This window comes from Rhodoferax sp. (assembly GCF_023700745.1).
In the GTDB taxonomy this organism is placed as follows: domain Bacteria; phylum Pseudomonadota; class Gammaproteobacteria; order Burkholderiales; family Burkholderiaceae_C; genus Rhodoferax.
The window spans coordinates 1-23700 of sequence record NZ_JAMPYG010000018.1; the positions used below are offsets into that span (position 1 = coordinate 1).

At 58.1% G+C, this 23700-nt stretch carries 23 protein-coding genes; 10 read left to right on the forward strand and 13 right to left on the reverse strand.

The window, feature by feature from the left end; all coding sequences use genetic code 11:
- Positions 1 to 159: 159 nt before the first annotated feature.
- The 7 genes from NDJ10_RS12900 to NDJ10_RS12930 form a co-directional block, all read right to left on the reverse strand.
- Positions 160 to 1776, reverse strand: coding sequence for a glycerol-3-phosphate dehydrogenase/oxidase (locus tag NDJ10_RS12900; protein ID WP_296162903.1), 1617 nt, complete (start codon positions 1774 to 1776; stop codon positions 160 to 162).
- Positions 1777 to 1866: 90 nt separating this feature from the next.
- Positions 1867 to 3600, reverse strand: a complete 1734-nt coding sequence (locus NDJ10_RS12905) for an ABC transporter substrate-binding protein (RefSeq protein WP_296162906.1) — start codon at positions 3598 to 3600, stop codon at positions 1867 to 1869.
- An 87-nt stretch (positions 3601 to 3687) separates the two neighbouring features.
- Positions 3688 to 3996 (reverse strand): DUF2160 domain-containing protein, encoded by a 309-nt coding sequence (locus NDJ10_RS12910; RefSeq protein WP_296162909.1) that lies wholly within the window; start codon positions 3994 to 3996, stop codon positions 3688 to 3690.
- Positions 3997 to 4038: 42 nt separating this feature from the next.
- Entirely contained in the window at positions 4039 to 4851 is an 813-nt protein-coding gene (locus NDJ10_RS12915) for a carbohydrate ABC transporter permease (RefSeq protein WP_296162911.1), read from the reverse strand.
- On the reverse strand, positions 4844 to 5737 hold the full coding sequence (locus NDJ10_RS12920) for a sugar ABC transporter permease (RefSeq protein WP_296162913.1): 894 nt from the start codon (positions 5735 to 5737) through the stop codon (positions 4844 to 4846). Before NDJ10_RS12920 ends, NDJ10_RS12915 begins: the two co-directional genes overlap by 8 nt.
- Positions 5734 to 6810, reverse strand: coding sequence for an ABC transporter ATP-binding protein (locus NDJ10_RS12925; protein ID WP_296162914.1), 1077 nt, complete (start codon positions 6808 to 6810; stop codon positions 5734 to 5736). Before NDJ10_RS12925 ends, NDJ10_RS12920 begins: the two co-directional genes overlap by 4 nt.
- Position 6811: 1 nt before the next feature.
- The gene (locus NDJ10_RS12930; protein WP_296162916.1) at positions 6812 to 7885 is read right to left on the reverse strand and encodes an ABC transporter ATP-binding protein; all 1074 of its coding nucleotides are present in this window, start codon (positions 7883 to 7885) and stop codon (positions 6812 to 6814) included.
- A gap of 161 nt (positions 7886 to 8046) precedes the next feature.
- On the opposite strand from NDJ10_RS12930, the gene NDJ10_RS12935 reads away from it, so the two are divergent.
- The 3 genes from NDJ10_RS12935 (at position 8047) to proC (ending at position 11199) form a co-directional block, all read left to right on the forward strand.
- Complete coding sequence (locus NDJ10_RS12935) at positions 8047 to 8811, forward strand: DeoR/GlpR family DNA-binding transcription regulator (RefSeq protein ID WP_296162918.1); 765 nt, start codon at positions 8047 to 8049, stop codon at positions 8809 to 8811.
- Positions 8808 to 10310, forward strand: a complete 1503-nt coding sequence (gene glpK, locus NDJ10_RS12940) for a glycerol kinase GlpK (protein WP_296162921.1) — start codon at positions 8808 to 8810, stop codon at positions 10308 to 10310. The genes NDJ10_RS12935 and glpK overlap by 4 nt, the downstream gene beginning before the upstream one ends.
- 73 nt (positions 10311 to 10383) lie before the next feature.
- Positions 10384 to 11199, forward strand: a complete 816-nt coding sequence (gene proC / locus NDJ10_RS12945; protein ID WP_296162923.1) for a pyrroline-5-carboxylate reductase — start codon at positions 10384 to 10386, stop codon at positions 11197 to 11199.
- 1 nt (position 11200) lies between these two features.
- Here the strand turns inward: proC and ubiA are convergent, their stop codons facing one another.
- From ubiA to NDJ10_RS12965, 4 genes are read right to left on the reverse strand one after another with little or no spacing between them, the layout of a single operon-like run.
- Positions 11201 to 12064 carry a 4-hydroxybenzoate octaprenyltransferase gene (gene ubiA, locus NDJ10_RS12950; RefSeq protein WP_296162924.1) on the reverse strand — a complete coding sequence of 288 codons (864 nt, stop codon included), beginning with the start codon at positions 12062 to 12064 and terminating at the stop codon, positions 11201 to 11203.
- Positions 12051 to 12992, reverse strand: a complete 942-nt coding sequence (locus NDJ10_RS12955) for a Dyp-type peroxidase (RefSeq protein ID WP_296162926.1) — start codon at positions 12990 to 12992, stop codon at positions 12051 to 12053. The genes ubiA and NDJ10_RS12955 overlap by 14 nt, the downstream gene beginning before the upstream one ends.
- A 24-nt stretch (positions 12993 to 13016) precedes the next feature.
- Positions 13017 to 13964, reverse strand: coding sequence for a LysR substrate-binding domain-containing protein (locus NDJ10_RS12960; protein ID WP_296162928.1), 948 nt, complete (start codon positions 13962 to 13964; stop codon positions 13017 to 13019).
- A gap of 24 nt (positions 13965 to 13988) precedes the next feature.
- Entirely contained in the window at positions 13989 to 14291 is a 303-nt protein-coding gene (locus NDJ10_RS12965; protein WP_296162930.1) for a DUF2007 domain-containing protein, read from the reverse strand.
- A 126-nt stretch (positions 14292 to 14417) separates the two neighbouring features.
- Here NDJ10_RS12965 and NDJ10_RS12970 point away from each other — a divergent pair, with 126 nt between their 5' ends.
- Positions 14418 to 14813 carry a CBS domain-containing protein gene (locus tag NDJ10_RS12970; RefSeq protein WP_296162932.1) on the forward strand — a complete coding sequence of 132 codons (396 nt, stop codon included), beginning with the start codon at positions 14418 to 14420 and terminating at the stop codon, positions 14811 to 14813.
- Between the two features lie 37 nt (positions 14814 to 14850).
- Here the strand turns inward: NDJ10_RS12970 and recG are convergent, their stop codons facing one another.
- The gene (gene recG / locus NDJ10_RS12975; protein WP_296162933.1) at positions 14851 to 16926 is read right to left on the reverse strand and encodes an ATP-dependent DNA helicase RecG; all 2076 of its coding nucleotides are present in this window, start codon (positions 16924 to 16926) and stop codon (positions 14851 to 14853) included.
- Between the two features lie 72 nt (positions 16927 to 16998).
- Here recG and NDJ10_RS12980 point away from each other — a divergent pair, with 72 nt between their 5' ends.
- Genes NDJ10_RS12980 through NDJ10_RS12990 form a run of 3 tightly spaced genes read left to right on the forward strand, consistent with a single transcriptional unit; the run spans position 16999 to position 19469 of the window.
- A complete protein-coding gene (locus NDJ10_RS12980) occupies positions 16999 to 17793 on the forward strand; it encodes an ABC transporter permease (RefSeq protein WP_296162935.1) in 795 nt (264 codons plus the stop codon).
- Between the two features lie 18 nt (positions 17794 to 17811).
- Positions 17812 to 18774: a mammalian cell entry protein gene (locus NDJ10_RS12985; protein WP_296162937.1), complete on the forward strand. Its 963-nt coding sequence runs from the start codon at positions 17812 to 17814 to the stop codon at positions 18772 to 18774.
- Positions 18771 to 19469 carry a hypothetical protein gene (locus tag NDJ10_RS12990; protein ID WP_296162939.1) on the forward strand — a complete coding sequence of 233 codons (699 nt, stop codon included), beginning with the start codon at positions 18771 to 18773 and terminating at the stop codon, positions 19467 to 19469. Before NDJ10_RS12985 ends, NDJ10_RS12990 begins: the two co-directional genes overlap by 4 nt.
- A 23-nt stretch (positions 19470 to 19492) precedes the next feature.
- Here the strand turns inward: NDJ10_RS12990 and ffh are convergent, their stop codons facing one another.
- A complete protein-coding gene (ffh, locus tag NDJ10_RS12995; RefSeq protein ID WP_296162941.1) occupies positions 19493 to 20857 on the reverse strand; it encodes a signal recognition particle protein in 1365 nt (454 codons plus the stop codon).
- A 78-nt stretch (positions 20858 to 20935) separates the two neighbouring features.
- Between ffh and ccsA the strand changes: the two genes are divergently transcribed.
- From ccsA to NDJ10_RS13010, 3 genes are read left to right on the forward strand one after another with little or no spacing between them, the layout of a single operon-like run.
- Positions 20936 to 21739, forward strand: coding sequence for a cytochrome c biogenesis protein CcsA (ccsA, locus tag NDJ10_RS13000; protein ID WP_296162943.1), 804 nt, complete (start codon positions 20936 to 20938; stop codon positions 21737 to 21739).
- Complete coding sequence (locus NDJ10_RS13005; protein WP_296162945.1) at positions 21736 to 21963, forward strand: PP0621 family protein; 228 nt, start codon at positions 21736 to 21738, stop codon at positions 21961 to 21963. Before ccsA ends, NDJ10_RS13005 begins: the two co-directional genes overlap by 4 nt.
- A complete protein-coding gene (locus NDJ10_RS13010) occupies positions 21964 to 23697 on the forward strand; it encodes an ATP-binding protein (protein ID WP_296162947.1) in 1734 nt (577 codons plus the stop codon).
- The last annotated feature ends 3 nt before the right edge of the window (positions 23698 to 23700 follow it).

Genomic DNA, 23700 nt, shown 5'->3' on the forward strand with positions numbered 1-23700 from the left:
CCAACTTGCACTGAAAAATTGGCCCGCACAATGCGCACCCTTGCTTCAGTCAGTCTTGGGCCCGTTACACGCAACATGAACCACTCATGTCGTTAGCTTTGGGCAGACACTTCGCTTTTAACGCGAAGCCTTGTATTATGCAGCAAAAAATTATCCTGATCAAGGATTTTCTTGATCCCTGATCAAATAATGTTGGCACAAGTGCACAAATTCCGATTGCGCCGGGTCTTGCCCGGTCTCTTCTGTCAATATTTCAGCGACCGTCGGCGCCATCTGACACGCTAGGCCAGCGTCGAGAAATAGCAGTCGAGACCTTCTTGCAAGCATATCTTCTACCGTAAGCGCGTATTCGTGGCGCGCGGCAAATCGCACCATCGCTTCGCTCAAGCCCTCGCACAACCAATTCTCGGCGCCGGGCAAAGCGCGCACCCAGGCCTGCTCGGAGCCATAGGAGTGCAAGCCCTCGGGCTCGCACAAGGCCTTAAACTCGAAGCTGTCGGCATCGGCACCCACCAGGCCCAGGTTTTTGGTTTGCCCACCCGATGTCGGGCGAATGAGCTGATGCTGGGTGCATTGCGACAGCACATCTTCGGCCATGGCCCGGTAGGTTGTCCACTTGCCACCGGTTACCGTCACCAGGCCGGTGCGACTCACCAAAATCGTGTGCTCCCGACTCAAGCCCTTGGTGCTGCCGCCTTCATCGTCCGGCGGTTTCACCAATGGCCGCAGACCGACCCAGATGCTTCTGACATCCTTGCGGGTCGGTGCCCGTTGCAAATAGCGGGCCGACTCGCTCAGAATGAACTCGATTTCTTCTTCAAACGCTTCAGGCTCACGCGCCAGATCATGGCGCGGGGTATCGGTGGTTCCGAGAATGAGCTTGCCCAGCCACGGCACGGCAAACAACACCCTGCCGTCAGCCGTCTTGGGCACCATCAAAGCTGCCTCCCCACCGAGGAAGGAGCGGTCAACCACCACATGCACACCCTGGCTCGGCGCCACCATGGGCTGCGTCTCTGACGATGCGGCACCACCGGCAGCCACACCATCCTGCCGGCGCAACTCATCGACCCAGACACCGGTGGCGTTGATGACGCAACCCCCTTTCAGTTGAAACACTTGGCCCGAGAACTGGTCCTCGCAGACCACGCCTGCGATGCGACCAACGTCATGGCTCAACGCCGTGACACGGCAGTAGTTGACCAACAGCGCGCCGTGCGCTGCGGCGGTTCGTGCCAGCGCCAGCGCCAGACGCGCATCGTTGAACTGTCCGTCCCAGTATTTCACGCCACCCTTGAGCGATGCTGGTTGCACCATGGGCAACTGTGCCAAGGTCTCACTGCGGCTCAGAAACTCGGTGCGACCCAAACCGGCGCTTCCCGCCAAGGCGTCGTACATTTTCAAGCCGATGCCATAAAAAGGGGCCTCCCACCATTGGTATGTGGGCATGACGAAAGGCAAGGGCTGTGCCAAATGCGGCGCATTTTTTAACAACAAGGTGCGCTCGTGCAAGGCTTCACGCACCAGGCCAATATTGCCTTGTGCCAGATAGCGAACACCCCCGTGCACCAGTTTGGTGGAGCGAGATGATGTCCCCTTGGCAAAGTCGTGTGATTCGACCAGCACCACACGCAGACCGCGTACAGCAGCGTCCAGCGCCACGCCAAGACCAGTCGCCCCCCCGCCAACCACAATCACGTCATAGTGACAAGGTTCAGCCAAGCGTGCCATAAGGTCACGACGATGGGTCAGACGCGGCTGTATTGGGGTAACCATAAAACAATCTTCCGTGTGTTCCAAACAAAATGACCGTGTGGCAAGGCACACACGGTCATTCTTCAAGACATTGAGAAATTCAATGCCTTATTACCGAACCTTGCCGTTTTTCCATGCGCTTAACAAGGTGTCGTAAGCGATGGTCTCACCTTTTGGTTTTTCGTTCGCCAATTTTTTCCAGGGTGCGCCCTTGTCACTCAGGTACTTGTTCGGATCACCTTTCGGGTTGAGCTTGGGCGGACAATTGGCCATGCCGGCACGCTCCAGCCGCGCCATCACCTGGTCCATTTCATCGGCCAGGTTATCCATGGCCTGCTGTGGCGTCTTTTCGCCGGTGACGGCAACAGCCACGTTTTTCCACCACAGCTGTGCCAGCTTCGGATAGTCGGGTACATTGGTTCCCGTTGGCGTCCAGGCTACCCGTGCCGGGCTACGGTAAAACTCCACAAGACCACCCAACTTCGGTGCCATGTCGGTCATGGCCTTGCTTTGAATATCCGACTCGCGAATCGGAGTCAGGCCAACAATGGTCTTCTTCAATGACACCGTTTTTGCTGTGACAAACTGGGCATAAAGCCAGGCAGCAGCCGTTTTGTTGGCATCGTGATCCTTAAAGAAGGTCCACGAGCCCACGTCCTGATAGCCATTTTGCATGCCTTGTTTCCAGTATGGACCGTTCGGTCCAGGCGCCATGCGCCACTTGGGTGTGCCATCGGCATTCACGACAGGAAGACCGGGTTTGATCATGTCTGCAGTAAAGGCGGTGTACCAGAAGATTTGCTGTGCAATTTGGCCTTGCGCAGGCACCGGGCCGGACTCACCAAAAGTCATACCCGTGGCTTCCTTGGGCGCATACTTCTTCATCCAGTCAACGTACTTGGTCAACGCATAGACCGCTGCTGGGGAATTGGTGGCACCGCCACGAGCTACCGAGGCCCCAACCGGTGTGCACTTGTCAGCTGCAACGCGAATCCCCCATTCATCAACTGGCATGCCATTGGGAATACCGATATCTGCGGTGCCGGCCATGGACAACCAGGCATCGGTAAAGCGCCAGCCCAGGGATGGATCCTTTTTGCCATAGTCCATATGACCGTAAACTGGCTTGCCATCAATGGTTCTGACATCCTCACTGAAGAACGCAGCAATGTCCTCATAAGCGCTCCAGTTCAGTGGCACGCCAAGCTCGTAACCGTATTTAGCCTTGAACTTGGCCTTCAGGTCTGGCCGTGCAAACAGGTCAGCGCGAAACCAGTAAAGATTTGCAAACTGCTGGTCAGGCAACTGGTAGAGCTTGCCATCAGGTGCGGTCGTGAAGCTGGAGCCAATGAAGTCCTTGAGGTCAAGACCGGGGTTGGTGTAGTCCTTGCCGGCACCCATCATGTAATCGGTCAGATTCATGATTTTGCCGTAGCGATAATGGGTGCCGATCAGGTCCGAATCCGAAATCCAGCCGTCGTAGATCGACTTGCCAGACTGCATGGATGTCTGAAGTTTCTCAACCACATCACCTTCCTGGATAAGGTCATGCTTGACCGTGATCCCGGTAATCTCGGTGAATGCCTTGGCCAATGTCTTGGACTCGTATTCATGGGTGGTGATGGTCTCGGAGACAACCGCTATGTCGTTCACACCCTTGGCTTTCAGTTTTTTGGCGGCATCGATAAACCACTTCATTTCGGCAGCTTGCTTGTCTTTTGACAGGGTGGAAGGCTGAAACTCGGCATCGATCCATTTTTTGGCTGCAGCCTCGTCCGCCCATCCCTGGCTGGACATGGCACTGCATGCCAATGCCACCGCCACAGCGCTATAACGCAATTTCATGTTCAATCTCCTCGGATGTGTACGCCCCTGACGTCAAGGCTGCTTCGGCTCCAGGGGACAAAAAGCCGATCCTTGATACCTTGTTTGTCACCCTTTACGCATGATCAGAACCAATGCGCCCATGGAAATGACGAAGCTGATCCAGATTGACGGCTCTGCCTCCAGACTCATCCAGTCCATCAATTGGCCACTGAAGCCGACGAAGGCAAGATTGATATAGGCTGCACTCAGCAAGCCAATAAACAGGCGGTCCCCGCGTGTGGTCGCAATGGGTAGAAAGCCGCGTCGCAACGGGGTGGGTGAGTGGATCTCCCATAGCGTCATGCCAAACAGCATGAGCACAATACAGCTGAAGAAAACTGCGACCGGTGTCGTCCAGGCCATCCATTCAAACATTTGATTCTCCTAAACCGTTGTCGATGGGGTGAGCCTGATGCGTCACACCCGACCCATCGCAAACCCTTTGGCGATGTAGTTGCGCACAAACCAGATCACGACCGCTCCTGGCACAATCGTCAGCACGCCAGCGGCGGCGAGCGTGGCCCAGTCCATGCCCGAGGCCGATACCGTGCGCGTCATGATGGCCACAATCGGCTTGGCGTTGACACTGGTCAGGGTACGCGCCAGCAGCAACTCCACCCAGCTGAACATGAAGCAGAAGAAAGCCGCAACACCGACACCGGCTTTGATCAAGGGCAAGAAAATCTTGACAAAAAATACCGGAAAGGAATAACCATCGACGTAGGCAGTTTCATCAATTTCGCGAGGAATACCACTCATGAATCCCTCCATGATCCAAACCGCCAACGGCACATTGAACAACAGGTGCGCCAATGCCACCGCGAGATGGGTATCCATCAGCCCAACCGTGGAATAGAGCTGAAAAAAAGGCAGTAAAAATACGGCCGGCGGTGTCATGCGGTTGGTAAGCAACCAGAAGAAGACATGCTTGTCACCAAGAAAGCTGTAGCGCGAGAAGGCATAGGCTGCCGGTAACGCCACCGTGATCGAAATCACCGTGTTGATGCCGACATAAATCAGACTATTGATGTAGCCCGAATACCATGACGAATCAGTCAGGATGGTTTTGTAGTTGGCCCAGGTGAAATGCTGCGGAAAGAGCGAAAAGCTGGCCAGAATTTCTTCGTTCGTCTTGAACGACATGTTGATCATCCAGTACACCGGCAGCAAGGCAAACACAATGTAGGCCAACATGAACAGGTTGCGTTTTTGAAAGCCCCGCTTATGCATGACCACCCTCCTTTTCCTGGGTTCCGACGCGCTGCATCCAGTTGTACAAAATGAAACAAAGTAACAAAATGATCAGGAAGTAGATCAACGAAAAAGCCGCCGCCGGGCCAATGTCGAACTGCCCCACCGCCTTGATGGTTAGAAACTGTGACAAAAAAGTGGTGGAGTTGCCCGGGCCACCGCCCGTCAGCACAAAGGGCTCGGTGTAAATCATGAAGCTGTCCATAAATCGCAGCAGCACGGCAATCATCAACACACCGCGCATCTTGGGCAACTGCACATACCGAAACACAGCAAATTTACTGGCGCCGTCAATGCTGGCAGCCTGGTAATAGGCATCCGGAATGGACCGCAATCCGGCGTAGCCAAGCAGGCCGACCAAGGGGGTCCAGTGCCACACATCCATCAGCAACACGGTGAGCCAAGCATGGGTTGCGTTGCCGGTATAGCTGTACTCAATACCTAAACTTTGCAACGCGGCTCCCATCAAGCCAATGTCGGTGCGGCCAAAAATTTGCCAGATCGTGCCAACCACGTTCCAGGGAATCAGCAGGGAAAGCGACACAATCACGAGCACAGCCGAGGCCTTCCAGCCCTGCGCCGGCATGGACAGGGCCAACAAAATACCCAGCGGCAGCTCAATTGCCAACACCGAGAGTGAGAAAGTAATTTGCCGCAACAAGGCACTGTGCAATTCTTCGTCGCGCATGATGGCGGCAAACCACTCGGTCCCGACAAACACCCGCCGTTCGGGCGAAATGATGTCCTGCACCGAATAGTTGACCACGGTCATCAGCGGCACAATGGCCGAGAAGGCCACACAGATCAAAACCGGCAAAATCAGAAACCAGGCCTTCTGGTTGATTGGCTTGGTGGTGGTGCTCATGCCACGATCTCCTCATTTTTATAGATGCAACTGCGTTCGCCCAGCACCTGCAACCAGACCGTCTCCCCAAGCTTGAGCTGTGCGGCATCCGAGGGCAAACGCGCTTTGACACTTTGCCCGGCGCAACTGGCAGTCAACATCACGTGCGTACCGACATCCTGCACCTGCACCACCGTCATCGGCAAGGCGCCTGATGCCTGGGGTGCGACCAGCGACACATACTCTGGACGCATGCCCAACTTGATTTGACCTGATGGTGGCGACTGCCCCGCCAGCCAGGGCAAGGTCAGGCCTGCTACTTCAAACCCTTGCGGCTGCGCCTGTCCGGTCAAGAAATTCATTCCCGGTGAACCAATGAAGTGACCGACGAAGGTATGGCCTGGACGCTCAAACAGCTCGGCCGCCGAACCTACTTGCACGACACGACCACGCGTCATCACCACCACCTGTTCGGCAAAGGTCAGCGCCTCCACCTGGTCATGGGTGACATAGATCATGGTCAGCTTGAGTTCGTGGTGAATTTGTTTGATCTTGCGACGCAACTGCCATTTCAGATGCGGATCAATCACCGTCAGCGGTTCATCGAACAAAACCGCTGACACATCAGGACGAACCAGGCCACGACCCAGCGAAATCTTTTGCTTTTGATCAGCCGACAAATTGGCAGCCAACTGGTTCAACTGACCGCTCATCTCCAGAATCTCGGCGATTTCGCCAACTCGCTTCCTGATTTGTGCGCTGGGGACATGCCGATTACGCAATGGAAATCCAAGATTTTCTGCCACGGTCATGGTGTCGTAAATCACGGGGAACTGGAACACCTGCGCAATATTTCGCGCCTGCGGCGATGCGCGCGTCACATCAGTGCCATCAAACCGCACCGTCCCCTGGGACGGCACCAGCAAGCCCGACATGATGTTGAGCAACGTGGTTTTACCGCAGCCCGAAGGCCCAAGCAGCGCGTAGGCACCGCCATCTTCAAACCTCATCTTCAACGGCAGCAGCGCATAGTCGCTGTCCTGTTGCGGCTTGGGCGCGTAGGCATGTGCCAGGTCGAGTTCAATGCGTGCCATGTCAACGCCCCCCGCCACGCACGGGTGCCAGCAACAGCATCCCTTGCGCATCAAAGATATAAACCTGGGCCGGACTGAGGTACAGGCTGACCTGGGCACCCAATTCAAAATAATGCACCCCGGTAAGCTGGGCCACCAGGTCACCCACCAGCGAATCCACATGCACAAAGGTGTCTGAGCCTGAGATCTCTGCGAGCCCAACTTTGCCGGGCAAAGCCACATCACCCTCTTGGAAATGCACCCGCAGCGCACTGGCGCGCAGCCCCACCGTCAATTGACCGGATGACATTGCCGGCAATGCCATTGCCAGCAAAGGGCCACCCTTCAGTTGTACGCCAGCCGCCACCACGCTGGCAGCCAACAAATTCATCGGAGGGTCACTGAAAGCACGTGCTACCCGCAATGATTTCGGCTTCTGAAAGACCTCTGCCGTGGGGCCATATTGCAACAGCTCGCCTTGATCCATCACGGCGGTGTAACCGCCAAGCAGCAGCGCTTCCCCCGGTTCGGTAGTGGCGTAAATCACGGTGGATTCACCCTCGGCGAACAAGGCACTGAGTTCGTCGCGCAATTCTTCACGCAATTTGTAATCCAGATTCACCAGGGGCTCATCAAGCAACATCAACGGAGCACCTTTCGCCAGGGCTCTCGCCAGCGCAACACGTTGCTGCTGACCCCCTGAAAGTTCAGATGGGTAACGGTCCAGAAACATCTCGATGTGCAATTTTTCGGCCAATACGTTGACACGCTGCACAATGTTCTTTTCACCGCCCAATTTCATCGGTGAGGCGATGTTGTCGCGCACCGTCATTGACGGGTAATTGATGAATTGTTGGTAAACCATCGACACATTGCGCTTACGCACCGGTACACCCACCACGCTGGATCCATTGACTTTCACATCGCCATGACTTGGCGCATCGAGACCGGCCATGATGCGCATCAAACTGGTCTTGCCAGCCTGGGTGGCCCCCAACAAAACCGTCACGGCGCCACTGGACGGCTGCAAACTCATGTCATAAAGCCAAGTCTGGCTACCGACCTTTTTGCCGATCCCCACAAGCGTCAAATCCATCATGCAACCTTTACTGACGAAATGTCATTCCTAATGAAGTTCCTATTTCTTCGAATTATTGTTCGTTTTAATTCTTTTTTTATCGGTATTTACCCTATAAATATTCTTTTTGATTCGTTTTAAAGTTCAGACTTCACATTGATCCAGCCAAAATAAACCGTATGAAACCCAACCCAAGACAGCTCAACTTACTGGCAGCAGTGCAGGCCCAAGGCTCGGTGACAGTTGAGCATCTTTCTGAGAAATTAGGCGTTACCCTGCAAACAGTACGCCGAGACATCCAGCGCATGGCCGACGAAGGCTTGCTGACACGTTTTCACGGCGGCGTCAGGGTGCCCGGCTCAACGATCGAGAACATTGCCCACCGACAACGTGAAAACCTGTATGCGGAAGGTAAAAACCGCATTGCCCGGGCAGTCGCTGCGGAGGTACCCAACGACTGCGCATTGATCCTGAATATTGGCACCACCACCGAGGCGATTGCCCGCGCCCTGCTCCACCATAGCGGATTGCGGGTGATTACCAATAACCTCAATGTCGCCACCCTCCTGAGCACAAATCCGAAGTGCGAAGTCATTGTGGTTGGGGGCGTGGTGCGGGGCCGCGACCAGGGCATCGTGGGTGAGGCTGCGGTAGACTTCATACGCCAGTTCAAGGTGGACATCGCGATCATCGGGATTTCTGGCATCGAAGCGGACGGCTCCTTGCGTGACTACGACTTCCGCGAAGTCAAGGTATCGCAAACCATCATTTCCCAGGCGCGAGAAGTCTGGCTGGCCGCTGACAGCAGCAAATTCAACCGTCCCGCAATGGTGGAAGTCGGTCACCTGAACCAGATTGACCGCCTGTTCACCGATGCACCACCTCCTGAACCTTTTCCAACCCTGCTGGCCGAGGCCCAAGTTCGTTACGAGGTATCGCGATGACTTATTTACTGGCCCTTGACCAAGGCACCTCCAGCTCCCGCAGCATTGTCTTCAACGGGCAAGGCCAAGTGGTAGCGCAAGCCCAGCTTGAGCTCACCCAAATCTACCCGCAACCCGGCTGGGTTGAGCACGACCCGCTGGAAATCTGGCGCACCCAGCTGGCCACCGCCCGCGAGGCATTGGCCAGGGCGGGCATCACGGCAAGTGATGTGCACGCTTTGGGCATTACCAACCAGCGTGAAACCACCATGCTTTGGAACCGCAAAACGGGCCTGCCGATTCACAATGCCATCGTCTGGCAAGACCGGCGCGCCGAGCCCATTTGCGTTCAGTTGCGCGCACGCGGGCTGGCCCCCACCATCCAGGCAAAAACCGGCTTGCTGATCGATGCCTATTTTTCCGGAACCAAGCTCAGGTGGCTACTAGACCATGCTCCCGGCGCGCGCCAGCTTGCTGACAACGGCGAACTTGCCTTCGGCACCATCGACAGCTGGCTGATCTGGCAACTCACCCACGGCGCGGTGCATGCTACCGATGTGAGCAACGCCTCACGCACCATGCTGTTCAACGTGCACAACAACCAGTGGGACACTGAACTGCTGCAGGCGCTCAACATCCCGGCTACGCTGCTGCCCAGTGTCAGACCCTCCAGCGCGCTGTTTGGCGAGGTCAGTGCAGATTTGCTGGGGGCGGCCATTCCGATTGGCGGTGTCGCGGGTGATCAGCAAAGCGCTCTGTTCGGCCAGGCCTGCTTCAAACCGGGCATGGTGAAAAATACCTACGGCACCGGCTGCTTCATGCTGATGCACACCGGCCGCCACTTTCAAACCTCTGCCAACGGCCTGATCACCACCAGCGCAGCACAAACCACAAAACAACCCGAATTCGCCATGGAAGGCAGTGTGTTTGTGGGCGGCGCCGTGGTGCAGTGGTTGCGCGACGGCCTGAAAGCCATTCCGAGCAGCGCTGACGTGCAGGCACTGGCCGAGAGCGTGCCTGATGCCGGTGGTGTGATGGTGGTGCCCGCCTTTACCGGGCTGGGTGCGCCCTACTGGAAGCCGGACGCGCGCGGCTCCATCACGGGGTTGAGCCGCGGCAGCACGCTGGCCCACATCGCCCGCGCCGCGTTGGAGAGTATTGCCTTTCAAAGCGCGGCGCTGCTGCAAGCCATGAGTCGCGATGCGGTGCAGGCGGGCGGTTTGGCTGTGGCAGAGTTGCGCGTTGATGGTGGCGCCTGCGTCAACAATTTGCTGATGCAGTTCCAGGCAGACTTGCTCGGCATCCCGGTGCTTCGCCCGGCAGTGATTGAAACCACCGCGCTTGGCGCAGCTTACCTGGCAGGTCTTTCGTCCGGCGTATTTCAGGATACCGACGAACTCAGCAGCCTGTGGCAAGCCGAACGTCGCTTCGAGCCGACCCTGGCCCCCGGCCACGCCGCGGAACTAATGGCCCGCTGGGAGCACGCGGTACGGCAGACCGTGCTGGCGCCCGACTGCTAAACCCCTTCATCAATTTTGATTAGACTCAAGGTTTTCAACAACATTGGCGCAGATTAACATCTGTACACCATTCATGAGTAAACGTATCGCATTCATCGGCGGCGGCAACATGGCCAGTGCCATCATCAGTGGTTTGATCAAGCAGGGGCTTCCTACCGACCTGATTGACGTGGTGGAGCCTTTTGCCGAGGCACGCGAAAAACTGCAAGCCAGCTTTGGCATCACGACCCGTCACGAAGCGGGCGCTTTTCTGATGGATGCCGCACTGGTGGTATGGGCTGTCAAACCACAAACCTTCAAGCAGGCGGCGCTGGCCGTTGCCCCGCATGTCCTTGGCGGCTTGCACTTGAGCGTGGCGGCCGGTATTACCAGCGACAGCATCGCCGCCTGGCTGGGCAGTGAACGGATCGTGCGCGCCATGCCCAATACCCCTGCGCTGATTGGTCAGGGCATCACCGGCTTGTTTGCCCGTGCCAGCATCACCCCCAATGACAAAGCTTTTGTCGAACAGGTCATTGCGACAACCGGAGAATCCCTCTGGCTGGAAGCCGAAGACCAGCTCGACGTGGTCACCGCCCTGTCTGGCTCGGGGCCGGCTTACGTGTACTACTTCATGGAAGCCATGACCATGGCCGGCACCGAAATGGGTTTGAGCCGTGAGCAGGCGCAGCAACTGGCCGTGGCCACCTTCGCCGGAGCCAGCGCCTTGGCAAAGGCCTCCAGCGAACCACCCCAGGTGCTGCGACAACGCGTTACATCCAAAGGCGGCACCACATTTGCGGCCATCTCCAGCATGGAAGACAACGACGTCCGGGCCCTGTTCATCGATGCCATGTATGCAGCCCGTGAACGCGCCAAGGAACTCGGCGACGAATATGGCGCGGCCTGATTTAACGAACGAAGTAACTGGCTGCAATGCCGACAAAGACGGTAAAACCAAGCCAGTGATTTAACCGGAAGGCTTTAAAACAGCCTTCGCGCGTGCGCGATCTGATCAAGGTGAAATGCCAAGCCACTTGAAGCAAGGCCACGAACATGGCCAGGACAAACAGCGGGCTTGGCACATACTGGTCCAGGGCCAGCGCCCAGATACTGATGAATCCGAGGTAGAACAACATGACCACCGGCACATCCCAGCTTCCCAAGGTAATGGCCGAGGTTTTGATGCCAATGCGTAAATCATCATCCCGGTCCACCATGGCGTACTCGGTGTCGTAGGCCAGCACCCAGCTCAGATTACCCAAGGTCAGCAACCAGGCCAGTGGCGGCAGATCACCACGCACGGCGGCAAACGCCATCGGGATGCCCATGCCAAAAGCCAGGCCCAATACCGCCTGCGGCATCGACACATAACGCTTGGCATAGGGGTAGGCCAAAGTGATGGCCAACGCTACGCCAGACAGACCAATCGTGATGGCATTGGTGGTGAGCACCAGGGCAAAGGCCAGCAATGCCAGCACAGCGCCCACCACCAGCGCTTCCTTGACCGACACCGCGCCGGTGGTCACCGGCCGTCCCGCTGTGCGCTTGACATGTTTGTCAAACTCGCGGTCAGCCACGTCGTTGATGCAGCAGCCCGCACTGCGCATCAAAATCGTGCCCAGCACAAACACGGCCAGCAAATGCCAACCCGGAAAACCGTCTGCAGCCACCCACAATGCACCCAATGTGGGCCACAACAGCAGCAGCCAGCCGGCGGGCCGGTCCCAACGGATCAAGGCCAGGTACAAATCGATTTTTTTACGCCAGGGCATCACTTGATTCCTTCAATGACAGGCCCAGCTGACGCATGTCGAGGCGCCCTCCGAGCATGGGCGGGCACCAGAAATACGCGCTGCTGATCGGTCGGGAGATGCCAAACAGCGCATCAACCAGACCATCATCTAGCCCCACCATGCGCTGCAAGATCGCTTCGAATGCATCAAAGGACTTGCCGAACGCAACAAACATCAGTCCGGACTGCGCACCTGCCGCCCATGGCATGGAGCGGCGCAGTACAAAAGCCTCGGGCTCGAAGCTTTCTTGTGCTGCCCGCTTGACATGGGCGGAGTCGGGCGCGTCTTCCAGCTCTTCATTGTCCGAGCGCCTGCGTCCCATCATCTGGTCCCGGGCTTGATCCGTCATGGTTTCAAACGCATCAAAGTCATGCAGCCACTGCTGCACTGCCATGAAACTGCTACCCGTCAAACCAGGTCCTGCGCCCTGAAGCACAGCGGCGTCCAGCGCGGCATCGTCTTGCGGGTTTTCGGTGCCGTCTTCGTAACCCGTCAGGTCGCGTCCATGTCCATTGGGTCCCCGGCCATGGCGAAACGCTTCCACCACCTGGGTCATGCGCAGTGCCGGAGCCAAAGCCTGTTGCAATCGGCGTGTCAGGTGCACCAGATCACCCCGGTCATGGCCACGCAACCAGCACAACAAAGCCGACGGGGTACCTGGCACGGATAAGCCGGCCCCCGTTATCGTTTCAAAGTTGTGCAAGCCAGGCACCTGGGCACCCAACACCTGCACCAGCTCAGATCCCACACCGACCAGCAACTGCTGGCCACCCGCCAGTTCAGGCAGCGCTGCCAAACGCGCCAAACTCTGGCGTACCTGCGCGGTTTCCCGACTGGTCAGGTCAAAAAACACGTAACAGCCCACGGGAGGCACATCGGCCAACACCGCATTTTGAACAAGACTCATGGCGATCACTCCAGCACCCAATCTTCAGGACAAGCGCCGCACGCCCGGCAACTCACAGGCATAAATGGCATTGCGCAGGGCGGCAATGGCCTCGTAGCGGGTAAAGCTGCGCCGCCAGACCAGCACCACACGGCGCATGGGCGGATCACCGGCAAACGGCAGGTATTTCACATAGGCATCCTCATGGCGCCTGGCTTTGGCCGCCAACGCTTCCTTGGGCACGCTCAGGCGCGGCACCAGGGTGACCCCCATGCCAGCCGCCACCATGTGCTTGATGGTCTCCAACGATGAGCCCTCAAAGCTCTTGCGAATACCCTCGGTTTGACTGGAAAACCTGGCAAATTCAGGACAAACCTCAAGCACATGGTCCCGAAAGCAATGACCACTGCCGAGCAACAGCATGGTCTCGTTTTTTAACTCGTCACTGGTCACCTGGGCCTTGGCTGCCAGCGGATGATTGGCTGGCACGGCCGCCATGAAAGGCTCATCGTAAAGCGATGCAATCGCCAGCCCGGCGTCCGGAAAAGGCTCGGCCAGAATGGCGCAATCAATCTCACCGGTACGCAGCATTTCCAGCAACTTCACAGTAAAGTTTTCTTGCAGCATCAATGGCATTTGCGGGGTTTTGGCAATCATCTGGCGGACCAGGTCCGGCAACAAATACGGGCCAATGGTGTAGATAATGCCTAGCGCCAGCGAACCGCCCAATGGGTCCTTGCCCCGCTTGGCAATTTCCTTGATGGCCGCAGCCTGCTCCAACACGCTTTGCGCCTGGCGCACGATTTCCTCACCCAGCGGTGTCACGGAGACCTCATTGGCGCTGCGCTCAAACAGCTTCACATCCAGCTCTTCCTCGAGTTTTTTTACCGCAACGGACAAGGTTGGCTGCGACACATAACAAGCTTCGGCCGCCTTGCCAAAGTGCCGCTCACGCGCAACAGCCACAATATATTTGAGTTCGGTCAGGGTCATGCTGCTATTTTCTCTCAGAGTGCGTCAGCCGGGCATCCAGGTGCCGCAAGCCCAGCATTGTTCAAAGCCGCCTTCGACCAATTCACCGCACGCACATTGCCAGCGCCGCTGCGGTACATATTGCAAGTGGTGCAGCAGCTCACGCGCCCGGGCTTCCTGTGCAGCATCCTGAATCCAGACTTCCGGCAGGCACTGATCAGGAGGCAATTCCCCCGCCACGCCGCTCAAGTATTGGCGCTGCACACTGGCGACAATACCCTCCACCTTGAGGGCATCCGCCCACAGGGTGGCGATCACGACATTGGGGGCCTGGATCAGTTTTGGCATAATTTCCCAAGCATACGCGGCTTTGAATTCGAAGTTGCGGTTGATTTGCATCAATGCAATCGTTCATAGTACCGCTAGGATGTGCAAAAGAGGTTCACCATGTTCGATCTACCTATACGAAGCGTTATGGAACGCAAAAAATTCATCACGGCAACGCCAGACAAGACCGTCAGCCAGGCAGCGCGCCTGATGGCGGCCAAGGATGCAGGAGCCGTGCTGGTCATTGAAGACGCTCAATTGGTCGGTATTTTCACCGAGCGGGATGTGGTGTTTCGCGTCATCGCCCCAGGACTCGAACCGAAAGCAACCCTCCTGAGAGAGGTGATGACCGCCGACCCCAAAACACTCGGACCGTCACAATCCTACGGCCACGCCCTGGTACTCATGCAGGAAAACGGTTTTCGGCATGTCCCGGTGGTTGAAGAGGGGCAAGCCATCGGCATTATTTCGTCGCGCAATGCGATGGACCCTGACCTGGAAGAGTTTGTCGCGGATCAACGCCGGCGTGAACACTATCGCTAGGCCACGGACGCCAGAATCCCGTTCGACGAGCCTCCCGTCAGGCCTTTAAATAATCCGTCCTGCTGCCGAGCCAGCGCTGCACATGCTGCTCGGCCTGTGCCGGATGCTGGTCCAGCATCAGCGGGGCCAGGCGGCGGGCCCAATCCAGCAAGGGGGCATCTGTAACCACATCGGCAAACCGCAACATGGCATCGCCTGACTGGCGTGCACCCATGAATTCACCGGGACCGCGAATTTCCAGATCACGCCGAGCGATCTCAAAGCCGTCGTTGCTTTGGACCATGGCCTTGAGCCGCTCACGCGCAGCCTCCCCCAAGCGCGGTGCGTCCCCGGTGGCATAGAGCAACACACAGGCGGACGCGGCCGCCCCGCGCCCCACGCGACCGCGCAACTGATGCAACTGACTCAGGCCGAAGCGCTCGGCGTGTTCGATCACCATCAGCGAGGCGTTGGGCACGTCCACCCCCACTTCGATCACAGTGGTACTGACCAGCACTCCCATCTGGCCGCCGACAAACAGGCTCATCACCGCTTTTTTCTCGAGGGGCGCCATGCGCGAATGCAACAGGCCCACCAGCACGCCCGGAAGCGCGGCCCTGAGCTGGGCGTGGATTTCGGTCGCATTGCGCAGATCCAGCGCCTCGTTTTCCTCAATCAAGGGGCAGACCCAGTAAATTTGCCGCCCCTGCACCAATTGGTCACGGATGCGGGCAATCACCTCATCGCGACGCGCGTCATTGACCACCTTGGTGACGATGGGCGTGCGCCCAGGCGGCAACGCGTCGATGGTGGACACATCCAGATCGGCGTAGTAACTCATGGCCAGCGTGCGCGGGATGGGCGTTGCCGTCATCATCAGCAGGTGGGGCTCCTGAAGCTGGCTGCCCAGCTTGCCGCGCAAGGCCAGGCGCTGGGCCACGCCAAAACGGTGCTGCTCGTCGATGATGGCCAGCGCCAGCTTCTGGAACTGCACCTTGTCCTGGATCAGCGCATGGGTGCCCACCACCAAAGCAGCTTGGCCGCTGGCAATCAGCGCCAGCATGTCGCGCCTTTCTTTGGCTTTCTGGCTCCCCGTGAGCCAGGCCACAGTCACACCCAAAGGCTGCAACCAGCCCACCAGCTTGGCGAAATGCTGGGTGGCCAGAATCTCGGTAGGCGCCATCAGTGCACACTGCCAGCCGGCATCCATGCATTGCGCAGCGGCCAACGCGGCCACCACAGTTTTTCCAGCACCGACATCACCCTGCAACAGACGGTGCATGGGAATGGAACGGGCAATATCCTGGCTGATTTCCCCAACCACGCGCTGCTGCGCGGCAGTGAGCTGAAACGGCAGCGCAGCCAGCAACCGCTCAAACAAACTGTTGGCACCAGCCCCAGTCAAAGTGGGCGCGCGCAGCTGGTCACGGGCACGCCGCGATTGCAATTGCGACAATTGTTGCGCCAGCAACTCCTCGGCCTTGAGCCGTTGCCAGGCCGGGTGGCTGTGATCCTGCAGCGTGTCCAACAACACATCGGACGCCGGGTTGTGCAAAAAGGAGAGTGCTTGACGAAGATCCCACGATGGATGCAAGCCAATCGCCTGAAGGTACTGCGAAGGCACAGTATCAGCCAGCTCAGCGCGGGCAAGACCGGCCTGCACCGCCCGGCGCAAATACGTCTGGGGCAAACCTGCCACCGTCGGATACACCGGGGTCAAGGCCGTGGCCAGTTCACCGCCGGCGAGTTTGACCACCGGGTGCATCATGGTCAGCCCGGCAAAGCCGCCGCGAATTTCACCGCGCACCCGAATCCGATTGCCCACCGCCAGTGCCTTTTGCTGTGAGGGATAAAAGGTGAAAAATCGCAACAGGCAGGTGCCCGAGCCGTCATCCAGCGTGACCAGCAATTGCCGGTGGCCACCGAGCTTGACCTCGGCATGGGTCACCCGGCCCTCCACCTGCGCCGTCTCGCCCTCGCGCACGTCACGCAATTTAACCAGCCGCGTCTCATCCTCATAACGCAGTGGCAAATGCAAAGCCAGATCGATTGGACGCAGCAAGCCGAGCTTGCGCAAGGCTCTTTGCGGCCCCGTCAAGGGTTTTGCTGTTGGAGAGGCAGGCGACTGCGGCATGTGCCAATTTTGCACGCAATCACACACTGGCCCAGTGCAGCAAGCAGAGCACTGATTCATTATCATCAGGCCATGCCAGCCCATCCTGCCTTGTCTGACCGCCCTTCCATCTGGATTCATGCGCTGCTGCGCAACATGCGCAGTTGGCGGCACATGTTGCATGTGGGATCCATCGTACTGGTGCTGGCGCTCAGTCCGAGCAGCTACACACCAGAGTTTCGCCACCGCACTGCCCGCCACATTTACACCAGCACCTGGCAAGCGATGCCCTGGTTTACGGCACTTTCGGCCCTGCTGAGCCTGGTGTTGATCCGCATCGTCGTGGTTACCGCCCTGAGTTACGGCCTGTCGCAGTATGCCTTGCAGATGGTGGTAAGGGTGCTGGTGCTGGAGCTCATCCCCCTGTCGGCCGCCTTGTTCGTGGCCTTGCGCGCAGGTCTGGCGTTCAACGCTGGCGCGGTTGACTTGGCAGCCAAGCCGACTGTCCATCACAGAAAGCTGGACCTGGACCACCTGCGCAACCATGCGACACCGCATGTGCTGGCCGATACCTTTTCAGTCTGGGCGCTCGCCACACTCAGCAGCGTGGTCGTACTGGTCATGACTTACTTCACGGTATATGGTTTGTCGCCCTGGGGGCTGCCAAGCTTTACCCGCACCGTGGGCCAGGTCTTCGACCTAGCGGTGAGCCTGGGCTTCATTCTTAAAATCCTGTTTTTCAGCCTGGCGGTCGCCGTGGTGCCGATGGCCGCCAGTCTGGAGGCGTCCCAACATCGGGCCACAGATACGATCCAGCCTGGCGCGGTGCGGCTGTTTCTGGTTTTATTCCTGCTTGAAGCAGCTTCCCTGGCTGTTAAATACATCTAATACATCCGAACAACACCAATGACCACACCCGACCCTGCCGAGCCGACACCGGCCTGGCCCCACATCGAGCGCAGAGCCAATGCGCTACTCTTGCTGATTGCCAGCCTGGTGACAGGCTTTGTGCTGTACGTCATGGTAGCCCGTGGTGTGTTTGAGAGTACACAACAACTGGTGCTGGTCTCGGACGATTCCGAAGGGGTGATCGTAGGCATGGACCTGACGTTTTCGGGCTTTCCCATTGGCCGCGTGCGCCGCATAGAACTCGCCGCCGACGGCATGGCCCGCATGGTGATCGACGTACCGCACAAAGACGCCCACTGGCTGCGCAGTTCCAGTATCTTTACCCTGGAGCGCGGCGTGGTGGGTGACACCCGAATCCGCGCCTACAGCGGCATCATGAGCGATCCACCGCTGCCGCCCGGCTCGGAGCGCACGCTGCTGCGTGGCGACACTTCGGCCGAAATGCCTCGGCTGATTGCGTCGGCACGGGCCCTGCTGGAAAACCTGGAGGCCATGACCGGCACCGAATCGCCTCTCAACACCAGTCTGAGCCAATTGAAAGTCACCAGCGAACGCATGAACGGCCGCTATGGCCTGCTGTCGGGTGTCATGGGCAGCGATGACCATGCGCAAAAAGTGATTCAAACACTGGAACGCACCAACCGCTTGCTGGCCAAAACCGAAGAACGCGTGTTTGGCAACGATGGCCTAGTGGACAGTACCCAAGCGACCCTGGTCAGCAGCAAAGCTGCGCTGGACCAGCTCCACAGCGTCCTCCGCGACACCCGCAACACCCTGAAAAACGTCGATGCCGTGCTGGCCGAAGCCCAGGTCGTGGGCGCCAATGCACGTATCGCCAGCACCGACCTTGGGGTCTTGCGCGCCGAAATCGAGAGCAGTCTGCGCCGCGTAAGCCAACTCGCTGACGAGATCAACCGCAAATGGCCTTTTGCCCGGGATAACGAAATCAAGTTGCCATGAAAAAATTGCTGTTCCTGATGGCCATCGCGTTGCTGATCTCCGGCTGCACCAGCACGCCCGTGCCACCCGAATGGCAAAGCCAGGCTTTTGCCGCGCTGAACCGCTACTCGGCAGCCTACCTGAGTGGCAACAGCCGGGTGGCCGATCTTGAATTCAAACGCGCCCAGGAAGAGATCGCCCGCACCGGTCGCCCCGACCTGATGGCGCGTATCGAACTGCTGCGCTGCGCCACGCAAGTGGCCAGCCTGGATCTGACGCCCTGCGCCGGGTACCAGGCCCTGGCCGGGGATGCGCCTCTTGCGGAACAAGCCTACGCCAGCTTTATCAGTGGCAAATGGCATGACCTTGATGCCACACAGCTGCCAAAGCAGTACCAAGTTCTGGTGCGACAAACACAGGCTCAGGCTGCGAAAAATGAGGCCACCGCCCCCATGGCAACAAATCCCAACTACAGCGAATTGCACCATATGCAAGACCCGCTGGCGCGTCTGGTGGCTGCCGGTGCGATGCTGCAAAGAGAGCCGCTGGCCATCACGGAAATTGACCTCGCGGTCGAAACCGCTTCCAGCCAGGGCTGGCGCCGGCCCTTGCTGGCATGGCTGGGCGTGCAACTCAAGCACATGCAGTCTGCCGGCAAACAGGCCGCCGCCGCGGGCATCCAGCGGCGAATCAATCTGGTGCTAGAGAAACATTGAGTGAAAAAAGCGGCGCACGCTGGTTAAAACGGCATTTTGGGCATGCCTTTCATGCCACCCATGCGTTTCATCATCTTCATCATGCCGCCGCCCTTCATCTTTTTCATCATGTCCTGCATTTGCTCAAACTCCTTGAGCATGCGGTTGACTTCCTGCACCTGCACGCCAGCGCCTGCGGCAATGCGGCGCTTGCGCGTGGCCTTGATGAGTTCGGGCTTGCGCCGCTCCAGCGGCGTCATGCTGTGAATGATGCCTTCCTTGCGCTTGACATCTTTCTCGACCCGGCCCATGTCCATCTGACCGGCTTTGGCGGCCATGGCGGCCGGCAGTTTGTCCATCAGACTGCTCAAACCGCCCATCTGCTTCATTTGCTGGATTTGGCTCAAAAAGTCGTTCAGGTCAAAGCTGGCCCCGCTTTTGACCTTGGCCGCCAGTTTTTGCGCAGAGGCCATGTCGACCCCCGCCGTGACCTGTTCCACCAGCGCCAGAATGTCGCCCATGCCCAGAATGCGGCCGGCGTGACGTTCGGCATCAAACACTTCGAGGCCATCGAGTTTTTCGCTGGTACCCGCGAACTTGATCGGTGCGCCGGTGACCTGCCGCACGGACAAAGCCGCACCGCCGCGCGAGTCGCCGTCGAGCTTGGTTAGGATGATGCCGGTCAGGGGCAGTGCGTCCTTGAAGGCCTTGGCCGTGTTGATCGCATCCTGGCCCTGCATGGCGTCCACCACAAACAGGGTCTCCACCGGCTTGATGGCCGTGTGCAAGTCCTTGATTTCCCGCATCAGCACCTCATCAATGGCCAATCGACCCGCGGTATCAACCAACAGCACATCAAAATAGTGTTTGCGCGCATAGTCCAACGCCGCCAACGCAATAGCCACCGGTTTTTGCTCAGCGCTACTGGGAAACCACTCGGCCCCGGCCTGGGCGGTAACAGTTTTAAGCTGTTCAATGGCCGCCGGGCGATAAACGTCGCCGGAGACCGTCAACACTTTCTTGTTGCGTTTTTCGATCAAATGTTTCGCCAGCTTGGCCGTGGTGGTGGTTTTGCCTGCGCCCTGCAAACCGGCCATCAAAATCACCGCCGGCGGTTGCGCCGCCAGATTGATGTCGCTGACGCCATCGCCCATGGTGGCGGCCAGTTCCTTGTTAACGATACTGACCAGGGCCTGGCCGGGCGTGAGCGAACCCAGCACATCCTGGCCAAGTGCCTTTTCCTTGACCCGGGCAATGAAGTCACGCACCACCGGCAACGCAACGTCGGCCTCCAGCAACGCCATGCGGACTTCGCGCAACATGTCTGCAACGTTGGTTTCAGTGATGCGGGCCTGGCCGCGTATTTCTTTAACCAGGCGGGAAAGTTTGTCGGTGAGAGCGGAGGCCATAGGATATTTTTCCGGCAAACGGAACCTGAGTTAATGTCAAGGGTATAAAGACAGGATACAAAACGCTAAACTGTGCGCATGATTTTAGCCAGTGCAACTCCAGTCACCTTAGCCTTGGCCCTGGGCGCGTCAGCAGCCTACGCAGCGTCTGCCACAGGTGCCGCGCGCGTCGGCCAGACCCTGCCTCGTATCGCGGTCTGGGTGGCGTGGTGCTTGCATGGCATGATGCTGGCCTGGGGACTGTGGGGCAGTGAACCGCGTTTCGGCTTTGCGCCGGCACTGTCCGTCACCACCTGGCTGGTCGGGCTGGTATATGCCATCGAGGGCTACGTTTTTCCCCAGCTCAAGACACCCTGGCTGTTATCCAGTGCGGGTTCGGCAACCGTGTTGCTGGCCTTGCTGTTCCCGGGCCAGACCCTGCATGCCAGCGCCTCGACCTGGCTGCCACTGCATTGGGCGCTGGGCATTGCCTCGTACGGCCTGTTTGCCGTGGCCGTGATACACGCCTGGTTCATGACACGTGCTGAAGCACGCATTCGCGTGGCAGCCAATGCGGTCAACGGACTGCCCCTGCTGACCATGGAACGGTTGACCTTTCGCTTTGTCAGCCTCGGATTTATCCTGCTGAGTGCCACCTTGCTGGCCGGTTTTTTCTTTGGCAGCCAGTTGTATGGCGGCGGTCACGCCATCAAACTGGATCACAAAACCATTTTCTCGGTATTGTCCTGGCTTACTTTTGCCATACTGGTGGTGGGTCGGGCCCGCCTTGGCTGGCGCGGCAAGCGTGCTGTGCGCTTTCTTTACGCAGGCTCGGGCCTGCTATTGCTGGCTTATGTTGGCTCCCGTTTTGTCATGGAAATCATGCTGGGGCAAACGCTGTGAAAGGCTTGCTGGTATTGCTGGCGGTACTGGCCGCTGTCTGGCTCTGGCGCAGTCGCGCATCTGCCATCAGCCAGCGCCCGTCTTCGTCGACCAACCAGGCAGCCCCGCCACTGGATACCGTGGCCTGCCGCCATTGTCATGTGCACATTCCCCGTGCTGAGGCGGTTCAGGGGCAGCGCGGGAGCTATTGTGGACTGGAGCACCTGCATCAAGCGGAACCCTGAATGAAGTTGCCCGCGCTGGCATCCCTCTGGTCAGGAAAAAAGTCACCCGAGACCGACTTCAACGATCACCCCGACGAGTTTGATCGTTTGTGGCGCAGCTTCATGACAGCCCGTGCCACCTTGGGTGGCGTGCTGGTGCTGCTACAGGTCAGCCTGTTGGGTCTGGCCGCGGCACCCAGTCTGACCCCCCTGGTGATATGCGCAGCTTACCTGATGGCAACGCTGGCAGAGCGGGTCATGTCAGCGCCGAAACAATCAGGTCTGCGTTTCAATGGCACCTGGCTACGCACGCTGGGCGTGGATTTACTGGCATTTACAGCGCTTCAAGCCATGCAAGACAGTAGCATCAATTACACCCCGCTCTTTGCCTTGCCGGTCCTGATGGCCTCAGTCCTGGGCTCACAGCTGATGGCCCTTGCCAGCGCAGCCAGTGTCACACTGCTGCTGTTTGCGCACGCCGGCTGGCTGTCTTTACAAGCGCCGTGGAACACCAGTGCTCTTTTTTCCCAGGCTGCACTGACAGGTGCGGGTTGTTTTGCCATTTCCTTTATCGCCCGTCAAATGGTGAGCCGACTGGCCAGCATTGAGCTGAAAGCGCAACGCAGTCAATTGGCGGCTGCGGTACAGCGGCAGGTCAACGAACTGATCATTGAAACCCTGGGTGATGGCGTATTGGTAGTCGATGCACAGCACCTGATTCGATCCGCCAACCCTGCCGCTCAAAAACAATTGTGCATCCCCCCAGGTACACAAAATCGGTCTTTGATCCTGACCAATGTGCCGGGTTGGCAGGGACTGCGCCATCTCATTGACGAAACATTCAGAACGCAAACGACGCAACATCTGGAAATCAGCATTCAGCACGAAGGCCACGGAACACGTCTGGTCATGGCACACACACAACTGACCAAGCAATTAAATCCGGACGCGCAAGGCATGTGTGTGGTATTTTTGCAGGATCAAAGGGAATTGCAGGCGCGCTTGCGCGTGGAAAAATTTGCCAGCATGGGACGCATGTCTGCCGCAGTCGCCCATGAAATACGCAACCCCCTGGCCGCCATTGTCCAAGCCAATGCCTTGCTCGCAGAAGACCTGTCAGACCCCGGACTGCAACAATTGAGTCGCCTGGTACAACAAAATGCCCAGCGACTTGAAAAAACGGTGCACGACATCCTGCATGTCGTCCAGTCACCCAACACAGACCATCTGGTTCAGGCTCAGCCGCTTGACCTGACACTCACCTTGCCGCGAATTTGCCGGGACTGGCAATCACATGGGGGCAACAAACCGAATATCGCGCTACGTCTGCCCAACACCCAGGCCTGGGTCTGGTTTGACCCTGAACACCTGCGCCGCATTCTGATCAACCTGCTGGACAACGCGCAACGCTACATCAGCACGCGACCCGATGCCATCCAGATCAATCTGGACAAAAGCTGGGAAACTGGTGCGAGCGCGAGGATCTGCCTGCGGGTCTGGAGCGACGGGGCACCGCTTGACCCCTCCGTGGAGCAACATTTGTTTGAACCTTTTTTTTCCTCCGAGAGCCGTTCCAGCGGCCTTGGGCTTTATATTTGTCGGGAACTGTGTGACAGTCATGGTGCCGAGATCAATTACCAACGCAGCACACGCGCCATGGGTGGGCAGATGTTCACGGGCAATGAATTTTTTGTCGTATTTAAAACCTTGCCGCCACACGATCTGCAGTCTGCGCCCACCAAGCCAAACGAGTGAAAC

Excerpts from the sequence above, each read along its gene's own strand:
- NDJ10_RS12900 (WP_296162903.1), bottom strand. The coding sequence starts at position 1,776 with ATGGTTACCCCAATACAGCCGCGTCTGACCCATCGTCGTGACCTTATG.
- NDJ10_RS12905 (WP_296162906.1), bottom strand. The coding sequence starts at position 3,600 with ATGAAATTGCGTTATAGCGCTGTGGCGGTGGCATTGGCATGCAGTGCC.
- NDJ10_RS12910 (WP_296162909.1), bottom strand. The coding sequence starts at position 3,996 with ATGTTTGAATGGATGGCCTGGACGACACCGGTCGCAGTTTTCTTCAGC.
- NDJ10_RS12915 (WP_296162911.1), bottom strand. The coding sequence starts at position 4,851 with ATGCATAAGCGGGGCTTTCAAAAACGCAACCTGTTCATGTTGGCCTAC.
- NDJ10_RS12920 (WP_296162913.1), bottom strand. The coding sequence starts at position 5,737 with ATGAGCACCACCACCAAGCCAATCAACCAGAAGGCCTGGTTTCTGATT.
- NDJ10_RS12925 (WP_296162914.1), bottom strand. The coding sequence starts at position 6,810 with ATGGCACGCATTGAACTCGACCTGGCACATGCCTACGCGCCCAAGCCG.
- NDJ10_RS12930 (WP_296162916.1), bottom strand. The coding sequence starts at position 7,885 with ATGGATTTGACGCTTGTGGGGATCGGCAAAAAGGTCGGTAGCCAGACT.
- NDJ10_RS12935 (WP_296162918.1), top strand. The coding sequence starts at position 8,047 with ATGAAACCCAACCCAAGACAGCTCAACTTACTGGCAGCAGTGCAGGCC.
- glpK (WP_296162921.1), top strand. The coding sequence starts at position 8,808 with ATGACTTATTTACTGGCCCTTGACCAAGGCACCTCCAGCTCCCGCAGC.
- proC (WP_296162923.1), top strand. The coding sequence starts at position 10,384 with ATGAGTAAACGTATCGCATTCATCGGCGGCGGCAACATGGCCAGTGCC.
- ubiA (WP_296162924.1), bottom strand. The coding sequence starts at position 12,064 with ATGCCCTGGCGTAAAAAAATCGATTTGTACCTGGCCTTGATCCGTTGG.
- NDJ10_RS12955 (WP_296162926.1), bottom strand. The coding sequence starts at position 12,992 with ATGAGTCTTGTTCAAAATGCGGTGTTGGCCGATGTGCCTCCCGTGGGC.
- NDJ10_RS12960 (WP_296162928.1), bottom strand. The coding sequence starts at position 13,964 with ATGACCCTGACCGAACTCAAATATATTGTGGCTGTTGCGCGTGAGCGG.
- NDJ10_RS12965 (WP_296162930.1), bottom strand. The coding sequence starts at position 14,291 with ATGCCAAAACTGATCCAGGCCCCCAATGTCGTGATCGCCACCCTGTGG.
- NDJ10_RS12970 (WP_296162932.1), top strand. The coding sequence starts at position 14,418 with ATGGAACGCAAAAAATTCATCACGGCAACGCCAGACAAGACCGTCAGC.
- recG (WP_296162933.1), bottom strand. The coding sequence starts at position 16,926 with ATGCCGCAGTCGCCTGCCTCTCCAACAGCAAAACCCTTGACGGGGCCG.
- NDJ10_RS12980 (WP_296162935.1), top strand. The coding sequence starts at position 16,999 with ATGCCAGCCCATCCTGCCTTGTCTGACCGCCCTTCCATCTGGATTCAT.
- NDJ10_RS12985 (WP_296162937.1), top strand. The coding sequence starts at position 17,812 with ATGACCACACCCGACCCTGCCGAGCCGACACCGGCCTGGCCCCACATC.
- NDJ10_RS12990 (WP_296162939.1), top strand. The coding sequence starts at position 18,771 with ATGAAAAAATTGCTGTTCCTGATGGCCATCGCGTTGCTGATCTCCGGC.
- ffh (WP_296162941.1), bottom strand. The coding sequence starts at position 20,857 with ATGGCCTCCGCTCTCACCGACAAACTTTCCCGCCTGGTTAAAGAAATA.
- ccsA (WP_296162943.1), top strand. The coding sequence starts at position 20,936 with ATGATTTTAGCCAGTGCAACTCCAGTCACCTTAGCCTTGGCCCTGGGC.
- NDJ10_RS13010 (WP_296162947.1), top strand. The coding sequence starts at position 21,964 with ATGAAGTTGCCCGCGCTGGCATCCCTCTGGTCAGGAAAAAAGTCACCC.